Origin of the sequence: Pontibacter actiniarum (assembly GCF_003585765.1) — a bacterium.
Taxonomy (GTDB): Bacteria; Bacteroidota; Bacteroidia; order Cytophagales; family Hymenobacteraceae; genus Pontibacter; species Pontibacter actiniarum.
The window spans coordinates 1,536,371-1,559,350 of sequence record NZ_CP021235.1; the positions used below are offsets into that span (position 1 = coordinate 1,536,371).

The window sequence follows — 22,980 nt, forward strand, 5'->3', positions numbered from 1 at the left end:
TCCTTATGGGGTTACATGCGAATCGGTATACATGTAATAGTCAAGATATAGTCTGACAGCTGTGGTTTAGCTGACAGTGGTCTGCCTTAACGTATTGTTCCATGAGCCCGCGTCGTGGGGCTCATTTTTTTTCTGCACCACCCCTTCGTCTGCAGGTGTAAGGACTGGTTCCGAAAAAAAATGTTTGACAGGATCTTGCCGAAGAGTGTCGAGCATTTTCTCCTGTGCCAGTGGTTTCGTTTCCAGCAGGGTCTGGTAAGGTGTTCTGCCAAAGCAGTACTTGCCTGTGTGGGTACGCTCTTTGTTGTAATGCTCCAGCCACAGGTCCAGGCCTTCCTGCAGCTCCTCTAGAGTTGTATACACCTTTTTACGGAAAGCGATCGCGTAAAACTCGTCCTGCATGGTGCGGTGGAAACGCTCGCAGATGCCATTGGTCTGCGGGCTCCTGGCTTTGGTTTTAGAATGGTCAATGTCTTCAATAGCCAGGTAGAGCTGGTACTCGTGGTGCTCTCTGGCGCCGCAGTACTCGGTGCCGCGATCGGTCAGGATGCGCAGTAGCTTCAGATCATGCTGCTCATAGAATGGCAATACTCTGTCGTTGAGCATGTCGGCTGCCACCAATGCATTCTTTCTATCATACACTTTAGCATGTGCCACCTTGGTGTAGGTATCAATAAAGGTCTGCTGGTAGATCTTGCCTACGCCTTTGATGTAGCCCACGTAATAAGTGTCTTGCGCACCTAAATAGCCAGGATGGTGTGTCTCGATCTCTCCGTGCGCCGTCTTCTCTTCTTTGGCTTTTTCCAGGGCTACGATCTGCGCCTCGGTCAGGATCAAACCTTCCTGAGCTACCTTCGCTTCTAATGCTTTTAAACGTTTGGGAAAGGTCTCCAGGGCGTGGCGCAGCCAAATAGAACGTACCCCGCCAGGTGAAATGAAGAGGCCTTGCTTTTTGAGTTCGTTGGAAGCTCTGAGTTGCCCAAAGGCTGGTTGCTCAGTGGCCAGTGCTACTACCGCTTCTTCCACGGCTTGCTCTACCCTGTTCTTGATGTTGGGCCTTGCGCGGCTTATCTCCTGCAGAGCGGATGTGCCGCCCTGTTCATAGAGCTGTTGGAAGCGGTAGAAGGAATCCCTGCTGTAGCCCATCACCTTGCAGGCCTGGGATACGTTGCCAAGCATCTCGGCCAAGCTTAGCAATCCTAACTTGTTTTTGATAATTTTGTCTTGAGTGGTCATGATATAAGCGGGTTTAAATAATTAAATGCGTCACATTCAATTTACTTAAACTGTCAGATTATATCTTGACTATCTCAGTATACATCTCCAGAAATTATGACATTCCTGTCCTGGCTTGTACAAAGTCCCTGGTAGCGGTTACTAACCGCTACCAGGAATTACTCTTTAATAAACTCTATAGCTGCTAATTCAGATTCAAATTGGATAGATAAGGAGGTGATTCTGCCTTCTTTGTCTTTCTTAAACTGCAGTGGTGGCATTGCCATCCTGTAAGGATGAACTGTAGTCGTGGCATGAAAAATATCCTGATTAGTAGATGCAGGTGCGACTTTTAATTTTTTCCTCCTAAAGTAGGTATACAGAGAGTCTTCTTCGCAAAATATTCTAATTTTTCCGTATCCAGGATTTATGTAACTGCCAACAAACTCTTTAAGTTGTTGCGAGGAGATTGTTGCTTCTGATTTAACTTCTGTGCGAGTCTCAAGTGTTTTTGTCTGGGTTTGACTAGGTTCCTGACTTTTTAAATAAAGATCAACCCAATCTGTCTTTTTTACTTCCAGCAGCTTATCCACTAGGGTATTTCTAATCAATAAAGCTGGTTCGTAGTCGGTTTGGTTTGTAAGAACCACGATCCCTATTTTCTCATTAGGGAAGAATGTGACACTTGTCCTGAAGCCATCTACACTACCGCCATGCTCTACCCGGTAATGCCCTTTGTAGTCTGAAATAATCCAGCCGTAGCCATAGTTTGCTGAGTACATACCCGGAAACTCTTCATCAGGCAAATACCCTCTTGGCATCACTGCCTGAGGGCTTATGGCCTCCTTGACATATTGCTCCGGCAGAATTTGTCGTCCTTTATACTTTCCCATGTTAAGCCAGGTCAGCAACCAGTTACCCATGTCATGGGCATTGCTGTTGATACCTCCCGCCGGACTCATGGCCGCAAGGTCATAGTAGGCTACTTTTTCTACCTTGTTACTGCTAGAAACATAACCCAAAGACACATTTGTTTTTCCCTGCAAACCTTCTACCCCAAAGGTGGAGTTGTGCATTTCCAGTGGTTTAAACAGTGCGTTTGCTACGTTCTCCTCCCAGGATTTGCCGGTAATTTTTTCAGTTATTGTCCCCAGGATAAAATAGGAAAAGTTGCTGTAATTCCACTTTGTCCTCAACGGAGCGGCTGGTTCGAGATACTCAATCCTTCTCAGCAAACTGTCTCTGTCGCTCACCGGGTCGCCTGACCAAGCCTTGTCATGGAGAGCCAGCCCGGTCCGCATACTCAGCAAGTCGTGAATAAGGACGCCGCTGTTCAATTGCTCATTATAGAACTTTAACGCCGGTACGTATTTTGAAGGACTTTCCTCGAAATTGAGCAGCCCTTTTTCCCGAAGTTGGCCCACCAACGCAGCGGTGAATGCCTTGGTGGTGGAACCAACAGAAAACAAGGTGTTGGCGTCTGCCTTGACTTTATTTTCATAATCTCTGTAGCCAAAGCCTTGGGTATAAAGCACTTTCTCACCCTCCACTATGGCAATCGCACAGCCTGGGGTATTGGTGGCTTCCAGAATTCTGCTTATTTGCCTTTCCAAACCCCGAAGGCGCTGGTCATTTTGAGCATGAAGGGGTATACGAGTAAACAACAATAAGAATAGAAGGGCTGTCTTTTTCATATAAACGCTTTTTTATTGGCAAAGCTACCGCCTAAGGAAAAACCATGGAAGGACAAGAAGGACCTGAATACGGACAAAAAGCATCCAGGGGAAGAAAGGATTAGATTTGCCGAGGACCCTGCAAAGACTTTCGTAATTGACTCTCACTGCTGAAACCGCACTGTGCTGCCACATAGTCTAGTTTATGGCCAGCACTTAGCAAATGTTCCGCCTTTTCAATCCGTATCTTGTTCAGATAGGCACCGATCGTTACGCCGGTTGTTTTTTTGAAAAGGCGGGTCAGGTTTCGGGGGCTCATGTGGACATGGGCCGCAACGGTTTCGACTGGCAGCTTTTGGGAAGCATGCTCAAAGATGTATTGCTGGGCTGTATAGATTCTATCCTCCAGGTGGTTTCTATACTGCAAGAATACGCTTAACTGGGGATCATCACTGCCCCTCCTAAGGTAAACCACCGTTATTCTTGCTAATTCAAAGGCGAATCGCTCGCCATACAACCTTTCCAGTATAAACAGGGAAAGGTCGATTCCAGAGCTTACCCCAGCACTGGTGAAGATACCACTGTCCTCTACAAATAGGCGGTTCCGTTTCAGCTCTGCCTCGGGGAATTTAGTGGCAAACCGGGAGAAATAATTCCAATGCGTCGTACAGGACTTATTGTTTAGCAGACCAGCCTCTGCCAACAGGAAAGCACCTGTACAAACAGAACATATGTTTGCTCCTGCCGCAAACTGTACCCTTAACCATTGAAAGAACTCCTGGCTTGACTCCAGGAAAGCAGCGTCTGAAAATAAGAAAGAATCTATGCCTGGGATGAAGATATAATCTTCTTTGCTCAAAGAAATTGATTTGAACGGCGTCAATTTAGACAAGAATAAGCCCGCCGCACTTTCTATCTCAGCGGTGTCATCAATCGAGGCAAAGCATAGGTCGATTTCAGGACGTAGCACTTTGGCTTCGTAGAAAATATGAGCAGGACCAGTTATGTCAAGTAATTGAACTTGTGGGGGCACTACAAAGATAACCTTCATGCGCTATTCGAAACTCTCTGCACTATCTATAGAAAACTGTTTGCAATTTGATGGGGCAAAGGTACGATGAAGTCAAGGCTACCACCTAATACCTAACACATAAAGCTAGGAGCTAACCAAAGCCTGCCTTGTATTCAGTATAGGCTCGGGTCAAAAACGTAGCTGGTAGTGATAGAGACAGCAACAAGGTAGGTTTCCCTGCACTTGCCGGCCTATGCACGACACTTCCTAAACTAGCCCCCAACAGCTTCTAGCATTTCTCTATAGCTACTGGAAACTAAGAAAATAGTATAACAGAGTTAGAGGATAAACAGGAATGGCTATCTATTTGCTGTAGTTCAATAAAAAACTTTGTGAGTCAAAAGGCAAAGGCCCCGGCGCTCTTTCGCGCCGGGGCCTTTGTGTTTGTTTCCGTTTGCTCTCTGCCACGGGCTTGTTGCTCTGGCGGCTGCTTGCTGTGCTGCTCCTCTGGCGCAAGCCACCGCTCCTCCTTCAGGCCCTGCCTGGTGCGGGTGGTGCGGTTTCGGGACGGGGGTAAAAAGGGAGCGCCCCGCTCCGCGGCTGCGGAGGGGGCGCTCTTTGTTGGGGTTGGCGGCCACCTACTCTCCCGGGTGTGACCCCAGTACCATCGGCGCGCCCGGGCTTAACTTCTCTGTTCGGGATGGGAAGAGGTGCTCACCGGGGCCATAGCCACCATTATCTTGCGCACGGCTGTTATGCGTGCCGGATGCTTTATGACATGACTTGTGGGGGAGAAACAAAATCGAGAGCGGCGGGCCGGTGCTGCTGACCGGACGCGCTCGGGCAATTAGTACCGCTCGGCTTTGCCATTCCTGGCTTTACACCTGCGGCCTATCGACGTCATCGTCTTTGACGGCCCTTAAGGGAGATCTCATCTTGGGGCGGGTTTCGCGCTTAGATGCTTTCAGCGCTTATCCCGTCCGAGCGTAGCTACCCTGCGCTGCGGCTGGCGCCACAACAGGTCCACCAGAGGCTCGTCCAACCCGGTCCTCTCGTACTAAGGTCAGGACCCCTCAAATCTCCTACGCCCACAACAGATAGGGACCGAACTGTCTCACGACGTTCTGAACCCAGCTCGCGTGCCACTTTAATCGGCGAACAGCCGAACCCTTGGGACCTTCTCCAGCCCCAGGACGTGACGAGCCGACATCGAGGTGCCAAACCTCCCCGTCGATATGAGCTCTTGGGGGAGATCAGCCTGTTATCCCCAGAGTACCTTTTATCCTTTGAGCGATGGCCCTTCCATGCGGAACCACCGGATCACTATATCCGCCTTTCGGCCCTGCTCGGCTTGTGGGCCTCACAGTCAAGCGCCCTTATGCTATTGCGCTCTGCGCACGGTTACCAAGCGTGCTGAGGGCACCTTTGAAAGCCTCCGTTACTGTTTTGGAGGCGACCACCCCAGTCAAACTACCCACCAAGCACTGTCCCCTGTCTTACAAGGTTAGGCGCCAAGCAACTCAAGGGTTGTATTTCAAGGACGGCTCCACGACGCCTGGCGACGCCGCTTCAAAGCCTCCAACCTATCCTACACATGAGTTACCCAGCGTCAATGCTAAGCTATAGTAAAGGTTCATGGGGTCTTTCCGTCCCGTTGCGGGTACTCGGCATCTTCACCGAGACTACAATTTCACCGAGCTCACGGCTGAGACAGCGCCCAGATCGTTACACCATTCGTGCAGGTCGGAACTTACCCGACAAGGAATTTCGCTACCTTAGGACCGTTATAGTTACGGCCGCCGTTTACCGGGGCTTCGATTCAGAGCTTCGCCTTACGGCTAACCCCCCCTCTTAACCTTCCGGCACCGGGCAGGTGTCAGGCCTTATACTTCATCTCTCGATTTCGCAAAGCCATGTGTTTTTGTTAAACAGTCGCCTGGGCCTTTTCACTGCGGCTTCTGCTATTGCTAGCAGGAAGCGCCCCTTCTCCCGAAGTTACAGGGCCATTTTGCCGAGTTCCTTGGCCGTGATTCACTCGAGCACCTTAGGATTCTCTCCTCGACCACCTGTGTCGGTTTGCGGTACGGGCGGCAAGCCATTTAAACGCTTAGCGGGTTTTCTAGGGAGCCTGATTAGGGACGATCTCCTTGGCCGGGGCCGCGGAGTACTTTCGGGTTTCAGCTAGGTCGGCGTACTTCACAACCGTCCTACTACCTACGCCCTTAAACGCGCTATTCCGTCAGCGCGCCGTCCTTTCACTTCTCCGTCACCGCATCGCTATGACGTGCCGGTACTGGAATATTAACCAGTTGTCCATCGACCTGCGCTTTCGCCTCGGCCTTAGGACCCGACTAACCCTGATCCGATTAGCGTTGATCAGGAAACCTTGGTCTTTCGGTGTGCGGGTTTCTCGCCCGCATTATCGTTACTTATGCCTACATTTGCTTTTCCAAGCGCTCCAACGCCCCTTGCCGGGACGCCTTCGTCGCCCTTGGAATGCTCCCCTACCAGTGTATAAATACAATCCGCAGCTTCGGTGCTGTGCTTGATGCCCGATTATTATCGATGCCCTGTCGCTCGACCAGTGAGCTGTTACGCACTCTTTAAAGGAATGGCTGCTTCCAAGCCAACCTCCTGGCTGTCTAGGCAACTGGACCCCCTTTGTTCAACTTAGCGCAGACTTTGGGACCTTAGCTGGCGGTCTGGGTTCTTTCCCTCTCGGCCTGGGACCTTAGCACCCCAGGCCTCACTGCCGTGTATATCAAATGGCATTCGGAGTTCGTCAGGATTCGGTAGGATGTGACTCCCCCTAGTCCTATCGGTAGCTCTACCTCCATATGACTCCACCACGACGCTGCCCCTAAAGGCATTTCGGGGAGTACGAGCTATTTCTCAGTTTGATTGGCCTTTCACCCCTACCCACAGGTCATCCAAATACTTTTCAACGTAAACTGGTTCGGACCTCCAACTGGTTTTACCCAGCCTTCATCCTGCCCATGGGTAGATCACAAAGTTTCGCGTCTACCCCCCCTGACTGCGCGCCCTGTTCAGACTCGCTTTCGCTGCGGCTCCGTGCTTTCAAACACTTAACCTCGCCAGGGAGGAGTAACTCGTAGGCTCATTATGCAAAAGGCACGCCGTCACCACACGAAGTGGCTCCGACCGCTTGTAAGCGCACGGTTTCAGGATCTGTTTCACCCCGTTATTCACGGTGCTTTTCACCTTTCCCTCACGGTACTGGTTCACTATCGGTCTCTCAGGAGTATTTAGCCTTACCGGATGGTGCCGGTGGATTCAGGCGGGATTTCTCCGGTCCCGCCCTACTCAGGATACCACTAGGGCCAAGCAGCTTACGCACACGGGACTATCACCCCCTATGGTCAGGCTTCCCAGCCTGTTATGCTTCAATACTTGGTCCCACGACGTGGTCCTACAACCCCAGGGCTGCCGTAACAGCACTGGTTTGGGCTAATCCGCGTTCGCTCGCCACTACTTGCGGAATCACTGTTGTTTTCTCTTCCTCCGGGTACTTAGATGTTTCAGTTCCCCGGGTTCGCCCCCCGTAGGGTAGTGTATCTTCAATACACTGGGTTGCCCCATTCGGAAATCTTCGGATCAACTCGTATGTGCCGATCCCCGAAGCTTATCGCAGCTTGTCGCGTCCTTCATCGCCTCTGAGAGCCTAGGCATCCCCCGTGCGCCCTTCTCTGCGTCTTCGGCCGGCCCCACAAGCGTGGGCCGGCCCGCCTCTCTCGCACTAGGGCCCTATCGCTAGGGCCTAGTCTATTTCTTTTGTCTCTCTCCCATCATGTCAAAGAACTTTTCTTAAAGTTATGAGTTAAGGGTTCTGAGTTACGAGTGAGAGCAACGCCCTGCACCTTTCACCTCTAACCTCTAACAATTCCTTAAGACTGAAGCAAAAACCTGTCGTCTTTGCCTTGGTAATTTTGAGGTAATTGATTGAAACAGTCTTTTAAGGTTTGTCATGTGCTTTGTGGCTGCGTCATCGGAAAGCCGAGGGCCGTCCCTAGAAAGGAGGTGATCCAGCCGCACCTTCCGGTACGGCTACCTTGTTACGACTTAGCCCCAGTTACCAGTTTTACCCTAGACGGCTCCTTTGAGGTCACCGGCTTCAGGTCTCCCTGACTTCCATGGCTTGACGGGCGGTGTGTACAAGGCCCGGGAACGTATTCACCGCGTCGTTGCTGATACGCGATTACTAGCGATTCCGGCTTCACGGAGTCGAGTTGCAGACTCCGATCCGAACTGAGACCGGCTTTTTGAGATTGGCGCCCCATCGCTGGGTGGCAACCCTCTGTACCGGCCATTGTAGCACGTGTGTAGCCCTAGGCGTAAGGGCCATGATGACCTGACGTCGTCCCCGCCTTCCTCGCTCCTTGCGGAGGCAGTCTCTCCAGAGTCCCCACCATGATGTGCTGGCAACTGAAGATAGGGGTTGCGCTCGTTGCGGGACTTAACCCAACACCTCACGGCACGAGCTGACGACGGCCATGCAGCACCTTGCTTTGTGCCCCGAAGGGAGGCTCCATCTCTGGAGCGGTCACGCGCATTCTAGCCTAGGTAAGGTTCCTCGCGTATCATCGAATTAAACCACATGCTCCACCGCTTGTGCGGGCCCCCGTCAATTCCTTTGAGTTTCACCCTTGCGGGCGTACTCCCCAGGTGGATGACTTAACGCTTTCGCTTGGACGCTGACAGTGTATCGCCAACATCGAGTCATCATCGTTTACGGCGTGGACTACCAGGGTATCTAATCCTGTTCGCTCCCCACGCTTTCGTGCCTCAGCGTCAGTTTCGGCCCAGCGAGCTGCCTACGCAATCGGGGTTCTTGGCGGTATCTAAGCATTTCACCGCTACACCGCCAGTTCCGCCCGCCTCGACCGAACTCAAGCCCGCCAGTATCAACGGCAGTTCCACGGTTGAGCCGTGGGATTTCACCGCTGACTTAACGGGCCGCCTACGCACCCTTTAAACCCAATAAATCCGGACAACGCTTGCACCCTCCGTATTACCGCGGCTGCTGGCACGGAGTTAGCCGGTGCTTATTCGCATGGTACCGTCAGTTACCCCCGCAGGGGCGTTTTCTTCCCATACAAAAGCAGTTTACAACCCAGAAGGCCTTCTTCCTGCACGCGGCATGGCTGGGTCAGCCTCTCGGCCATTGCCCAATATTCCCTACTGCTGCCTCCCGTAGGAGTCTGGTCCGTGTCTCAGTACCAGTGTGGGGGACCATCCTCTCAGAACCCCTAGCCATCGTAGCCATGGTGGGCCGTTACCCCGCCATCTAGCTAATGGCACGCATGCCCATCTTCCACCGCCGAAGCTTTTACCACGGTCGGATGCCCTCTCGTGGTCACATGCGGTATTAATCCGGATTTCTCCGGGCTATCCCCCTGTGGAAGGTAGGTTGCATACGCGTTACGCACCCGTGCGCCACTAATCAGGTCCCCGAAGGAACCTGATCCGTTCGACTTGCATGTATTAGGCCTGCCGCTAGCGTTCATCCTGAGCCAGGATCAAACTCTCCATTGTAAGAATATGCTTCCTGCGGCATAAAACCGCAAAATGTGTCTGTCCGACCCCGGCTTTCCTTTAATTCTATTACTAGAACCTGATGCAGCTGATTTTTCAATCAACCACATGGTTTACCTTAAATTTCTGTCTCAATCAATCTCTCAAAGAACTTTCCGAGGACCTGTTGTCCTCGCTTGTCGTCCTGCGACGTTGCCTTCTTTTACTCTTAGCCTTTAGAACCGGTTGCTCTGTGGCGTGTTGCAAAGGTAGTGACTTCTTCTTGAACTACCAAAACTTTTTTTACTTTTTTCTCTACCCTTGCGTTGTTTCTGTGTGTTGCTGTAAGGGAGTGCAAAGGTAGAGGTTTTATTTCTTAACACAAGTGGTAACGCAGATATTTTTGCCTCTACAGCTAAATAAGCCCCCTTTTGCTTGTGTAACAGCATCATCATCAACAGGATGTATTACGTATTTTTTTTCAGCATGTGGTCCCCTGCCCTTCCCCTTATTGCCCTATTGCCTCAGCTCGATGCCTGAACACTCTTCTTACACCGTGGTAAAACCGGCAAATGAACGTTATAGCCACAGCAGGGCGTGAGCATCACAAATCGCACCCGTTCATAACCGCTCTACAAACCGCCCCTGCTAGTCTGCCAGAAGGCGGTGCTTCTTAAGTATGGCCAGGATCTGTGGCTTTAGCTGTTTCAGCATGCGGTCGAACCCAAGGTCATTGGGGTGGGAGCCGTCAATCGTGCCCTCGTGGTCGGCGCCGAGCTGCTGATCATAGGAAAGTAAGTACAGGTTCTTAACTCCGCTGCGCAGCAACTTGGCGACTTCTTCTTCTATCTGTTTGTTCTGCGCCTGCACCCTCTGCCCCACCTCCTGGTCGAAAGCACCGTTTTCCCGCACTGTACTTGGGATAACCAGGATGGGTGCTTTGGGGTGATGTTCTCTGATGGTGTTAACAAGATAGGCGGTCCGCTCACGGATTTCCTGCGGTGAGGAGTTTGGCACGCAGTCCAGCACAAAGGCATCAACAGGAACAGCGGCGATCATATCGGCCACCGCCTTTTCCATTTTAGCGCTTCCGCTCAAGCCCATGTTCAGGAGGTTTAACCCTGTTTCCCGGCTTAGGCGAGCAGGGTAAGCCATTCCCGGCCTACTTGCTGAGGCTCCCTGCAGAATACTGGACCCATACAGCAAAATGCGTCTCTGGAAAGGATCCGGAAGGGCCTCTATTGTGGCGCCATCCTCAACTCCTATCTCCAGGCTCTTTATCTCGTCGTACAGCGGCAGGTAGAGCAGGCACTCTTTCTCACTGCCGTCCATGTTGCGGACCAGGGTATACTCTGTACAGTCTCCGTTCGGGCGCCCAACACCTGCAAACTGCCAACGGCCATTCTTCTTTATATAGAGATCAAGCCCCTCATAGGCAATAGCCGTCATGTTCACCAGCGGTTTACTACTGCTGGTACACCACTTGACCGATACCGTGCTACTGTTGGTCTTAAAGGCAATGGCAAGCCCTGCTGAGTTGGTAAGCAGCCTTTTTACCGCTTGCGGCATAGCCGGGTAAGCTACAGTGTCTACCCGGTGGTACACCTGCTGTGTTGGTTCTATTTTACCGACCAAGGTTAGCTCCGTAGCCGGAGTGTAGTGCGTGGACTGTGCATTGGCAAAGTTTGCCGTAAGGAGTGTTATAGGCAGTAGCGCCCACTTTGCAAGACTATTCTTCATGCTTCTGGTTTATAAATATCAGATTCCCCCTCCGTTGTTATTCCTCCATAAAGGTAATAACTGTCGCGACACCGCGCTCGCCTGCGTGGTCAAACTTGTTGTTGTCACTAGGATAATTGACCACGCCCCTGTTTCTTACCCAGGCCGTAGAGGAGCCTCCCCCATCCAAATTCATGGCCTCTACACAGCAGAGTGCGTGCATCAGCCTGGCCACCTCTTCTGTTGTCATGCCATGCGCTTCTGTAAAGCGGCCATCCACGACTACGGCTATCAGGTGGTTTGCCTCCGTAACGCCCACGGCGGTTCTGGGGTGGCGGTTGCTGTTAAAAGCTTCCTGTACCTGTTCAACAGGCGCATCGTTTAACACCAGCAGTGGGCCTGATGCAAGCAGCGTTGGCACAGCGGATAGAGAACTCCAGCCTTGCGTGGGTTTCTTTATCACAGCAACAGCTCCGTCTGCACCGATGGCAAAGCCGGCATTTTCACGGTAGGTTGTAAACCCGCTACGGGTGGTATTTATGATGTTGCCGTTCTTTTTAAAGAAAACGGTTGACCCTCCCGCCGACGTGTCGAAAAAGGAGCCGTTGATGGCTGCGGTTGCCCTGGCCCTGGCAGCACCCTCGCTTGTCTTCAAAAAGCCGGAGGTGACATAGGGAATGTCCACCTTCGCTCCCTCCGCATTCAGATCAATATCCAGAATGGTGATGCTTTGGTTGGAGTTGAAGAGGTTGTTAAAGCGCTTATACTTCCAGGTAACAGCCTTTGACACTTCTGTCGTTTCCCAATCGGCATTGGCCAGTTGTTCTTCGAGTGTCTGAGGCGCAACAACAACGGGAGGTGCCGTATCCGGCGTTACGTCATCTTTCGAGCACCCAGCCAACAGCAATGCCGGGAGCAACAACAGGGCGACTGTTTTTTTCATCTGATTATCTTGAGTGATGCGCTAGCGCTTGTGTGCCGGGGCAACGTGTGCTTACTTTTTCCCTACAGGGGTTTGGGGCAAGGCCGGATCTATGGCCTTCGGAAAACCTTGCTGTAGCTGTGGGCTACCGTCCAGTGAGATTTCAATAAACTCCTTCCCCCGGAACAGGTATACTTTGTCTTCCTTGCTGCTGTAGTCGGCGGCATCCAGGTCGCCGCTACCCCAGGAAAAAGGCCACTCAGGGATGAAGGTGTTCAGCTTTTTCGGGAATCCTGCTGCTACGGTGTTGCCTTTGGCTGACAGCCGCATGTATTCCTCCCCTTTAAAAAGGAAAACCTCCCTGGTCTTCGTGTGGAAGAAGGCGGCGTCCAGGTAGCCGCCTTGCCAGCCAGCAGGCAGGTTCTTCACCAGCTCCGTAAGCTGCTTCGGATAGCCGGCATCCAGCACTTTGGCTCCTGGTGAGAAGCGGGCATATTGCCGCCCCCGAAAAACGTAGACTTTTTTATCCACGCTGTTATAGTAGGCGGCATCCACCTGCCCTGCCCAGTTAGATGGTATCGCTGGCACTGCCTGTGCAGTCTCTTCAAGTTTATCCCCTTCTGGCGTAGCTGGGCTTTGTACATACACAAGCCCGTTCATGAAACGGTAGCTTGTGCGTGGCGCACCCTTTCTGCCTTCTACCGAAAACATGGCGCTGGTCATAGGCCACAGGGCTTTTGCGACATAGGCGTCGCTGCTGATGTTCGGGTCAAATATGCCGGTGTAGTTAACCTTGTCAGTATCCTTGGGCAGGATACCTCCTTCTATGTGATATACCGCAGTTACGCTATCGTTTGCGGTAAAGCGCGCGGCAACCGGAATGGCGTGCCAGTGGTTGGACACCACGTACAGCTTATCTCCGGGCCTGATCACGTTGGAGCCGTCGGCTTTTCGCAGCATACGGCTATAGGCGTAGTTCTGCACCGTGGTTTTAGACTTCTCTTCTTTAAAGATAAGCTCCTCCGGAACACCCTTCTCCACCAGTAAAGCGGCCATTTCGGAAGCTTCGCAAAGCTCGGATTTATGCGCGGCGCAACCGCCGGAAACAATGATGTAATCAAAAGGCACAGCGGACTGGTACAGCTTAAAGCCGACCTCTACCCTGTCTACCAATGTTTGCATGTCCGCAGAGCCTAAAATAAGCATGCCGTTTCTGTGCTCTGTGGCCGGGCGCTGCGCGAACGCCTGCACAAAGAACATGTTTAAAAACAGGACGCAAAAAACCACCATGGCTTTGGGGCACAGCTTGTTCATTTGTTTCATATTTAAAATAGGTGACGTATCTGGAAGGGCTATACTTTGGCAAAGCCTTTACCTTCCTTTGGTGCCGTTTGAATGAAGGTATAAGTATACCACATGTTTAACAGACGAAAAAGGCAGAAATACAGGAAGCCCCTCAGGGCTCCCCGTACCTAACCTACACATTACTCACTATCTACAAGCGCGCCCATGAAGCGTAAGCCGGAGCGGCTGTTATGGTACAGGTCCTGGGTTATCAGGCTTCCTTCCACAGCAGGATTTAGCGTGCTGCCGAGTTTCACCAACTCTTCGGTGCTCATGCCATACGCGGTAGCTGGGTTACCCTCTCCTACAGGCACTTTGGCTTCGGTTAACATGGTGCCTGGATTGAACGTAGCTCCTTCGATAACTTCTCCCTTGGCATCGTAGGCAAGGCTCCCTAAAATAGACGACTGCACGACCGGTACCGTAGCGTCCGGCTCGTAGGCATCCACATCCGGGCCATCGTTCTTCTGCACATTTCCGGACACAATGGAGTTATACATGTTGACAGTGTTGATGCCTGACCTTCGGTAAATTCCGCCGCCCGGGCCGGCAATAGTGTTTCCGGTGATGGTGGTGTTGACGATGGTAACCATGTTATTGCTGTACAGCATCACACCGCCGCCCCCGTTTGCAGAAGTACTGCTGTTTCCGTTGATAAGGCAGTTTACCAGTAGTCCTTTGGAGTTCTCCCTGATGTAGAAAGCGGCACCAAACGACCGGCCTTTGTTGTCAGCCACCACCGTGTTATACATGTTGATCGTCGCCTCCGGGTAGCCGTGTACCCCAGCTGCGGTTCCGCCTTCATTCTCTCGGACCTCTGAATCATAGATATGAGCGGTAGACTCGCTGATCCAAACCCCGCCGGCGTTACCCGTTGAGATATTCCCGTTTATTTTGCTGTTCCTGATGGTTACCACTGACCCGCCAAAAGCATACAGGCCCGCCACGTTCTTATCCGATTTATTATCTACAACCTCGGTATTTAGCACTTCCACAACCGCGTTGCCGATGGTAAGGCCACCGCCATAGTCTCTTCTGAAAGCAGTGCCGTTGATGGTGGCAGAGGTAGTGGCCGCAGCGGCTTTGCCGTCTGTAATTCGTAAGCCCTCCAGCACCACCTTCTGGCCGTCTGTTTTCGGGGCAGACACCGTGACGACGTGATAGGCCACCCCGCCGCCCGAAAGCACTGTTGTGTGTTGCGCAGGGTTTGCCTCAGCACCTTCCTCCGCATCGGCTGGATAGCCTCCCTTCAGCCTCACATACTTGCTGACTTCAAAAGTCACATCACCGGCATCGGCAGGGTCGCCACCTGTTACCGTTACAGTGGGCAGGTAGGCCCCCTCCGCTATGTGAATTGTGTTACCGCTTACCGCTATGGCCAGGGCATTGTCGAGGCTGGTGGCCTCGGCCCAGGAGTAGCCTTCTCCGGTCGCGCCCTCCTTCACATAGATATCATCCCGGTTGCCTGCCTCCTGCTTAACGGTAATCACTTTCTCCGTCGTGTCGTTTGTCATGATTTTGATGGTACCAGTTCGGGCATCCTCCTCATTTGCCTGCACCTGGAAAGCGAGCGTCACCTTGCCTTTCTCGCCACTGGTTTCTTCCAGCACGATCCAGTCAGCATCTGTTGCCGCCTGCCACGGTTGGTTCGTCAGGAACACAAGGGCATGCGAACTGCTGGTGTTCGCGACATCGAAGGCTTCGTTCTCCAGGAGTAACTTTGGCTCAAACGCTTCATCGTCCTCCTTACAACCCGACAGGTTTAGAAGTATAAGGGCTCCACATAAGAACCTTGTGATAAAATGAAGGTGTATTTTTCTTTTCATGGGATTAGGCTGTTTATGCGTCAAAAGCGCCTGCCTTGCAGCGGTGCAGGGCAAACCACGTTTACTTGCTGTTGCTGTAGTTTTGGTAAAGCGACTGGTAGCACGGCATTAGGTCCTTCTCATCCTGATAGGCACTCTCATACATAAAAGGGCCTGTGTACTTCACCTCCTCCAAAGCGCCAAGTATGGCCGTCCAGTTGTTCTTGCCCTCGCCTGAGCAAGGGAAAAAATGGTTCTCGGCCGCCCCTGTGCCATCAGCCACATGAATCGTCTTCAGCCGGCTTCCCATTGCCTTGATCAGGGTTTCCGGGTTCTTGATATGGTTCATGTCTATAGCGGAATAAATGGTGGTGGGCAGCCTGGAGAAAATCTCCACTGTCTCTTCCACGGAGCGCATCAGCGGTCTTTCTCTCCCATTGCCCGCCAGCAACTCGGGGCCCAGCATGTTCTCCAGCACCATGGTGGCGTTGATGGCCTGCACTGCTTCATCCAGCGTGGTGGCCGACTTGATCAGCTGGCTTTTGCGCATGTCGCGCTCGTTTAGGCCCAGGTAATAGCTGGGGTGGAAAAGAATGACCTCCGGCTCCAGTATGCGCAGGAAAGTGATCAACTTTTGATGCATCGCCACTATGTCCTGCCGGTCCGCCTCGCTAACCGTGGAGAGGTCGATGCTCTGGCTGTACGGCATGTGCACCGACCATACTTTAATGCCGGCTTCGTCCGCCGCTTTCTTTGCCTCTCTCAGCTTTTGCGTAACCTCCTCATCAGACATCTTGAAGTCTCTCCGGTCATCCACAAAAAGGCTCATTCCGGAGGCCTCCACATAGCTCACGCCTACAGATTTGGCATATGGGAGTTTCTCTTTTGTGAAATTGCCGATTGGCAGACTGTAGCCGACCTTTAAGGGGGCTACCGGTGTTTCTTTAGCAGGCACATCGGGTGTTGGTTCCTCCTTACTGGAGTCGCAGCCGGTAAGGCATAGGGAGCAGGCAAGTAATATCGCTAGCATTTCGTTTCTTATCATGGGTTAAAATCCTTATTTCCAGTTAGGGTTTTGTTCCAGGTTTGGGTTGAGCCTCAGGTCCTCGATCGGAATCGGATAGTAATAGTCACGGCTTTCGTCGAAGAAGCCGCCCAGCTGGAACGGGGCCAGGTTGCCGGAGCTACCGTTGGTCAGTGGCCGTTGCTGCACATTAATAATGGTGGATACCCCCTTCGGTGCGCCTGAGGCGTTTCCGTCATGGAGGTACACATCCGGGGTGCCGTCGTTGTTAAAGTCGTGCGCGCCAAGCCCTGAGAAGTAGATACCCAGCATCGGTTGCTCTATCTTGTCGCCTTCTTTCCAGCGCATGAGGTCATCCCACCGGAGCCCTTCGTTTAGCATCTCTATTCTGCGCTCACGGCGGATCTCCAGAATCACCCCTTTGTTGGCTCCCTGGTCTACGTTTGGGTACATGGCTGCCAGGTATGGGTCTGGGTTGGCATTCGCCTGCGCCAGGATAAGGTGTGGCATGTTCACCCGGTCTCTCAGCCTGTTGATAGTGATGTCAAGGTCGTGCTGTGTGAGTGTCCCGAGCTCGGCTTTGGCCTCTGCCAGAATCAGCAGGGCTTCTGCATAGCGGAAGATGATGATGTCAAAGTAGGAGGCATTCCATTGGTCTCTGGACGGCAGCGCTTTGATGACCCTGTACCCTGTGGTAGTGCCGGTCAGGTTTACCGGCTCCGGAGTGTTTTCGCCATAAACGGTGAAGTCAGGGCCGGCGGTGGTCTGTGTCAGGCGCGGGTCGCGGTTCTGCATTTCCTCATAGAAGCCCATGGTCTCGTAGCCGGGCTGGTCTGTAAACCTGCTGCCGTCTTTCATCAGGTAGCTGTTTATTACATCTTTTGTGATGCCCCATGCCCCCTGGGTAGGCGCTGTCATGAGGTAGCCCAACTTGTGCTGGCCCAGCTCTGAGTCAAAGTCCCGGGCCAGGATTGTTTCTGTCGCATCCTGGTTGTTACGGGCAAAGAGCTCACGGTAAGCCGCGTTCGGACCGCCCGTGGTAAACAGGCTATAGGCGCCGGAGTTTATCAAGGCCTCCGATGCCTCGGCGGCTTCCTGTAACAGTGTTTCATAGTCTCCGAGGCCGTGGTACTTTCTGAACGTGCCCTCATACAAGGCGATCTTGGCTTTCAGGAGCAGCGCGGTATACTTGGTGATGCGGTTAAGCTTTACCTCCGCGGGGATGTTCTCAATGGTATAGTTGATGTCCGCCATTACGGAATCGATAACCACTTTACGCGAGTCGCGCCCTTTGTACAGGTCAGGGTCTCCGGCCTCCAGCACTTTGCTGTACCAGGGCACATCGCCGAACCGCTTTACCTTCTCAAAATAAAAGTAAGCCCTGAAGAAGCGGGCAATGCCGCCATACTTCCGTTTTGCCGCCTCATCGGGCACACGCTGGTAGTTCTGCAGAAAGAAGTTAATGTCCCGCAGATAGCCCCAGGACCAGCCCCCACTGCCGCGGGTGGTAGGCACAATGCGGCCACCCCTTACCCTTTCTGAGGCGATCAGGGGGAGGATGTTGTCGGAGGCGTTATCCTCCGTGTACACCTCGGTGGTGGGCAGCATCGTGTAAAATGCGTTTGTGGCTACTTCCAGGTCGGTAGCCGTTTTAAAGAAGAATTCTGCATCCACTTTATCCTTGGGAGGGCGGTCGAGAAAGTCTTTCTCACAGGCAGAGAACAAGACCGCTAAAAGCGCGAAAACGGATGTAAGGTATGTTCTGTTCATCATTGCTATAAAGTCTTCAGGGTGAGTTACAGGGTCACGTTAATACCCATGGAGTACGTTTTGCCCATCGGGTACGAGCGGAGGTCTGCTCTGTTGACAGCGTCTCCGGGGTTAGAGTAGTCGATGGCCGAGCCTGCCTGCTCCGGGTCAATGTATTTGGTCAGGTTTCCGAAGCGCCAGGTAAACAGGTTCTCGCCGCTTAAGTACACCCGCAGCTTTTTAATGCTGGCTCTGGATGTGAGCGCCTCCGGCAAAGTATAGCCGAGCGTCAGGTTCTTCACGCGCAGGTAGCCGATGTTCTCCAGGTAATAATCGTTCATCTCGTTCAGGGAGCGGCCACTGTTCAGGGCGGCGTACCCGCGCTCAATCTGCGGGTACCTGTTGCCCGGAGTCTCCGGTGTCCAGGCATTGTCTACCAGGTCTTTTCTCAGGAAGGATAAATAAGGCCGTTGGTAGGTTCCCCAGTAAATGTCTCCCGTCGGGTACCAGTTCTGCTTGGCAACACCAGCCCCCGCAACGGAAAGGTCGAGGCCCTTCCAGCTTGCGCTCACGTTAAAGCCAAAGGGGAATTTCGGCATGGCGTTACCGATGGGCTGCAGGTCGCCGTGGTCTTCCAAAGTATAGTTTCCCCTGTCTATTCTGCCGTCGCCGTCCACATCCACATACTTGATATCGCCTGCGCGAAGCTGGTTCCAGTCGTTGTTCTGCACCACGTTCAGGATGTAGTTGTACACGTTGCCGAGGCTGTTGGAGGGGTTCACGAAAGAATTCTGGTAAGCGATAGCCTCCTCATCCGACTGAAACTGGCCGTCTACGTGGTAGCCCCAGATCTGGCCCAGCTCCTGCCCTTCCCAGTAAGAGCTCATCAGGCCGTTCGGGTTATCGAATTTGGTGATGGTGCCTTTAAAGTTCGTTACACTGGCCGTGGCGCGCACCGCCAGCGGGGAGCCGACCACCTCAAAGCTGTTGTTATACCCCAGGCTCAGGTCGAAGCCCCGGTTACGGAGAGAGGCCAGGTTCTCCTTTGGTTCAGTAGCGCCGAACACACCCGGCAGCGGTGTTCCCGGCAAATACATGTCTTCTGTGTCCTTCTGGTACACGTCGATGGAGGCCGTCAGCCTGTTCCGGAAGAAGCCCATGTCTGCCCCGAAATTGATGGTGCTGGTGGTTTCCCAGCTGACCACCTTTGGAAGGGGAGCCGGGGCACCGGCGTAAATAATTTGCTGCCCCCCGTCGAGCCACTCAGACCGGCCAATACTCATCGTCTGCTGGAAGGTATTGGTGCTGATGTTCTGGTTGCCCAGCGAGCCGTAGGAGGCCCGCAGCTTTAAGAAGCTGAAGGTATTCTCAATAGGCTGCCAAAAGCTTTCCCGATTTACCTGCCAGCCTACAGACACGGATGGGAACCAGCCCCACCTGCTTTCCGAAGGAAAACGTGAAGAGCCGTCGTAGCGCGCATTCACCTCCAGCAGGTACCTGGCATCATAGTCATAGTTAAAGCGGCCGAAGTACCCCTGCACGGCCCATAGTTCCGACGAACCGTCAGCGGTCATCAGCTCGGTGCCCAGGGCCAGGTTCGCCAGGTCTCTAATCAGCAGGCCTCCCTGCTGCGCGAGTACGCGGTCGCGCTCAAACTCCTCCTGGTTAAAGCCCGCCATCACTTTGATGTTGTTTTTGGCTCCCAGGTTCAGGGAGTAGGTGCCGTAGGCATTCAGAGCGTTATAGTAGTCTCGCCAGCGGTACTCGCTGAGGCGGTTTACGCCCACGGTCTGCAGGTCCATCCGCGCCCCCGTCAGATACTCAAACTCGTTGAGGCGGTAGGTTCTGGCAGTGTTGGTAATTCTGTTGCTGTAGTTAAAGTTAAGCTCCAGGTTCTCCAGCGGAGTGGCTCTGGCCCTGAAGGTGTTGGTAAACTCTTCGGTGTTGAAGCGCTGCCAGTTTTGGGCATCCTCCATCGCGGCCGGGCCGCCCTGCCCGTACAGGTCAAACGGCTTTCCGTCTACCTTATTCGGCAGGAACGGGAACAGCTGGTACCAGGTGGTCGTGCTCCAGATGCCGCCGTAGCCGTTACGGTAGCCACCGAAGTCCTCTTCTTTGTCGTGGTTGAACAGGATGTTGTCGGAGAGCTCCAGCCATTTCGTCGGCTTAAAGCTCACGTTGGCTTTCAGGTTGTAGCGATCCATGCCTGCGTCGGCAATGTTATTGATCGTCTCTCTTTCGAAAACTCTGCCCGAGAGGTAGCCCTTTATCTTGTCGCTGCCCCCGGACACCGAGATGTTGTGCATGTTGGAGTACTGGTATTTCTTGAACAGGTAGTCGTACCAGTTGGTCTTGTAAAAGAACTTGTAGGTGCCATTAGGCTGTAGCTCGTGGAAAGGCTCTATCTCGCCGTTGGCCACCATCCGAATCGCTTCCCAATCCAACTCGTTGTAGCCCGTGTAGCTGGTTCCGTTGTAACCAAAAAGGGCGGCATCCACCGTCTTGCCGTACACATAAGGGTCGGAGATGTAGTCGGTGCGGGTGGTGGGCGTGGTCCAGCCGAAGTTGTTGGTATAATTCACCACCATTTCGCCAGCCTTGCCTGTCTTGGTGGTGATCAAGATCACGCCAAAGGCACCTCTTGCCCCGTAGATTGCGGCGGAGGCGGCATCTTTCAGCACGGTCACGCTTTCGATATCCTGCGGGTTAACGCGGGTCAGGTTGCCCTCAATGCCGTCGATAAGCACGAGCAGGCCGCCGCCGTTAATGGAGTTAAAGCCCCTGATGTTGATGTCAGGCGTGGCTGTCGGGTCACCGGAGTTCATCTGGATGTTTAAGCCGGGCAGCAGGCCCTGCAAAGAGCTGGTGATGTCTGCGGAAGGGCGCAAGGCAATGTCTTCGGCATTCACCTGATCAACCGCACCGGTCAGGTTCGCTTTCTTCTGCGTGCCATAGCCTACGACTACCACCTCTTCCAGCGCCTTGGTATCTTCTGCAAGGGTTACGTTTATAATTGCCCGCCCGTTGGTTTCAACCTCCTGGGCCTGAAAGCCGATGTAGGAGAAGACAAGCGTACCGGCACCGCCTGGCACACCGATGGAGAAATTTCCTTCCGCGTCTGTTGAGGTTCCTTTGCTGGTTCCCTTCAGCACAACGGTTACGCCGGGCAGGCCAACGCCATCCTTATCGGTTACCTTTCCGCTTACAGCCACCTCCTCCTGCCGCTGCCGGGCAGGGGCAGGTTTTACCACAATGGTATTTTCCACCAGGCTGTACGTTAGCGGCTGGTTCTTGAAACACACCGCCAGCACGTGCTCCAGCGAGGCATCCTTTAGCTCAAGGGTCACCGGCCGGGCTTTCTCCAGCAGTTCATCGTTGTACAGGAAAAGGTAGCCGCTCTGTTTGCTGATGGCTTTGAAGACCTTTTCGAGGGAGGCATTCTGCTCATGAATGGAAATACCCTGTGAGAAGCCGTAGGCGTGCGCCTGCAGGTAGGTCACGAGCAAGGCAAAAACCACAAGCCTCCTGGCCGGCAACATCCGGTACAGAAGCGCGCGAAGCCCCCTACCGCTCTTGCGTAGTATATGTTGTTTCATAAAAGAAGGGTGTTTGGGTAAGTATGTTAAGTCTTATGTTAAATGGCCCATACTGGCGTTTCATCCGACACGCTCTGCGAGGCATGCCGCAGCCGTGGCCCCGCATCCCGTGAATGGCTTCTGGCCCTCTCATTCCTTAGTTGAGACCGTAACCTTTCTCCCTTCGGCTTTAAACCGGGTGGAGCCTGTCAGCTCCAGCATCTCCAATACTTTAGCCAGCGGCGTATTGCGGGAGATGATGCCGGAGAAGTGCTTGGAAGGCATTTCCTCGCCGTAGGCTACCTCTATGCCGTACCACCTCTCCAGTTGCCTCATCACAGTGGCGATTTCTGCCTTTTTGAAGTAAAACAGCCCGTTCTTCCAGGCCACCGCCTCGTCCACGTCCACCTCTTTGAGCAGAATCTCCTCTCCTATATTGGCTTGCTGGCCGGGTGCCATAAGCTTGCTCCTGTTGCCGTTCCCGACCTTTACCGACCCTTCCAGCAGCGTGGCCGTGATATTCCCTTCGTTGGGGTAAGCCATTATGTTGAAGTGCGTTCCCAGCACCTCCACCGTGGCCTTGTGCAGGTGTACCCGGAATGGCTGTTGCTGCTTTTTAGCTACTTCGAAGTAGGCCTCCCCGGTCAGCTCCACCACGCGCTCCTTCCCTGCAAAGGCTGATGGGAAATGCAGCGTAGATGCGGAGTTGAGCCATACTTTGCTGCCGTCTGGCAGCAGGATCTGGTACTGCCCGCCCACAGGGGTCGAGATGGTGTTGAAAAAGACCTGGCTGCTGCTGTTCTCGGCTATCTCAAAGGTTAGCAAACCGTCCTGCTTCGAGACTTTTACCCCCTGCTCCTCCCGTACCGTACCGTTGGGCATCTCCTCCAGCATAAAGACAGCGCCATCGCTGGTTGTCAGCATCGCTTTGTCTCCCCCTGGAAGTATGTCCGCTGCTTGCTGCTCCTGTACCTCCGCGGCTACAGCCTGTTGCTGATCATGCGTTCTTACCCGTGCCTGGTACAGTACCAGTGCCGCACAAAGTATAAATGCAATGGCCGCTGCGTACCTCCAGAGCGTGGTGCTTCTCCAGAAGCTTCTCTGCTCTTCCTGGGCTACTGTCTGGGAGGCAATCCGTTGCCAGGCCTGCTCTGTGTCTAGAGACGAGAAGAAGCGAAGTTCGTCCTCAAGTGCCTTTTCGTCTCTGACCTTATCAAAGAAGCGCCGGTTTTCCTCCGTCTCCTGTACCCACTGCGCCAGCTCTTCCTCCTCCAATGGCGTTAACTCGCCTTGCAGGTACCTGAGCAGAAGGTCGGCGCTGTTGTATTGCTTTTGGTTGTTCTCCATAGTGGCTTCGTTGAAGTAAAGACACCTTGGAAGGAAAAAGGGGTGAAAAGAATCTGAAATATT

10 protein-coding genes, 3 rRNA genes and 1 pseudogene are annotated in these 22,980 nt (G+C 53.2%); all 14 read right to left on the reverse strand.

The features are described 5' to 3' along the window. Positions 1-210: 210 nt before the first annotated feature. Positions 211-1,236 (reverse strand): annotated as a pseudogene (locus tag CA264_RS06695) (IS481 family transposase); the annotation flags it as partial. A 158-nt stretch (positions 1,237-1,394) separates the two neighbouring features. Beyond that, positions 1,395-2,909, reverse strand: coding sequence for a serine hydrolase (locus CA264_RS06700; protein WP_025603962.1), 1,515 nt, complete (start codon positions 2,907-2,909; stop codon positions 1,395-1,397). A gap of 100 nt (positions 2,910-3,009) precedes the next feature. Next, entirely contained in the window at positions 3,010-3,939 is a 930-nt protein-coding gene (locus tag CA264_RS06705) for a GlxA family transcriptional regulator (RefSeq protein WP_025603963.1), read from the reverse strand. A 586-nt stretch (positions 3,940-4,525) separates the two neighbouring features. Further along, positions 4,526-4,637 (reverse strand): 5S ribosomal RNA (gene rrf / locus CA264_RS06710). 90 nt (positions 4,638-4,727) lie between these two features. Then, positions 4,728-7,619: ribosomal RNA gene (locus tag CA264_RS06715) — 23S ribosomal RNA — on the reverse strand. Between the two features lie 312 nt (positions 7,620-7,931). After that, positions 7,932-9,453: ribosomal RNA gene (locus tag CA264_RS06720) — 16S ribosomal RNA — on the reverse strand. The 16S, 23S and 5S rRNA genes sit together here, the layout of an rRNA operon. Before the next feature lie 627 nt (positions 9,454-10,080). Beyond that, positions 10,081-11,172: an SGNH/GDSL hydrolase family protein gene (locus tag CA264_RS06725; RefSeq protein ID WP_025605713.1), complete on the reverse strand. Its 1,092-nt coding sequence runs from the start codon at positions 11,170-11,172 to the stop codon at positions 10,081-10,083. A gap of 37 nt (positions 11,173-11,209) precedes the next feature. Then, entirely contained in the window at positions 11,210-12,094 is an 885-nt protein-coding gene (locus tag CA264_RS06730) for a phosphodiester glycosidase family protein (RefSeq protein ID WP_025605715.1), read from the reverse strand. Between the two features lie 51 nt (positions 12,095-12,145). Beyond that, positions 12,146-13,396: a hemopexin repeat-containing protein gene (locus CA264_RS06735; protein ID WP_084196172.1), complete on the reverse strand. Its 1,251-nt coding sequence runs from the start codon at positions 13,394-13,396 to the stop codon at positions 12,146-12,148. Between the two features lie 161 nt (positions 13,397-13,557). Continuing rightward, positions 13,558-15,243, reverse strand: coding sequence for a BACON domain-containing protein (locus CA264_RS06740; protein WP_025605718.1), 1,686 nt, complete (start codon positions 15,241-15,243; stop codon positions 13,558-13,560). Between the two features lie 61 nt (positions 15,244-15,304). Further along, complete coding sequence (locus tag CA264_RS06745) at positions 15,305-16,252, reverse strand: sugar phosphate isomerase/epimerase family protein (RefSeq protein ID WP_211332067.1); 948 nt, start codon at positions 16,250-16,252, stop codon at positions 15,305-15,307. 27 nt (positions 16,253-16,279) lie between these two features. Next, the gene (locus tag CA264_RS06750; protein ID WP_071784581.1) at positions 16,280-18,019 is read right to left on the reverse strand and encodes a RagB/SusD family nutrient uptake outer membrane protein; all 1,740 of its coding nucleotides are present in this window, start codon (positions 18,017-18,019) and stop codon (positions 16,280-16,282) included. 23 nt (positions 18,020-18,042) lie between these two features. Then, complete coding sequence (locus CA264_RS06755) at positions 18,043-21,591, reverse strand: TonB-dependent receptor (RefSeq protein WP_211233384.1); 3,549 nt, start codon at positions 21,589-21,591, stop codon at positions 18,043-18,045. Between the two features lie 129 nt (positions 21,592-21,720). Continuing rightward, positions 21,721-22,917: a FecR family protein gene (locus tag CA264_RS06760; protein WP_025605723.1), complete on the reverse strand. Its 1,197-nt coding sequence runs from the start codon at positions 22,915-22,917 to the stop codon at positions 21,721-21,723. Positions 22,918-22,980 lie beyond the last annotated feature (63 nt).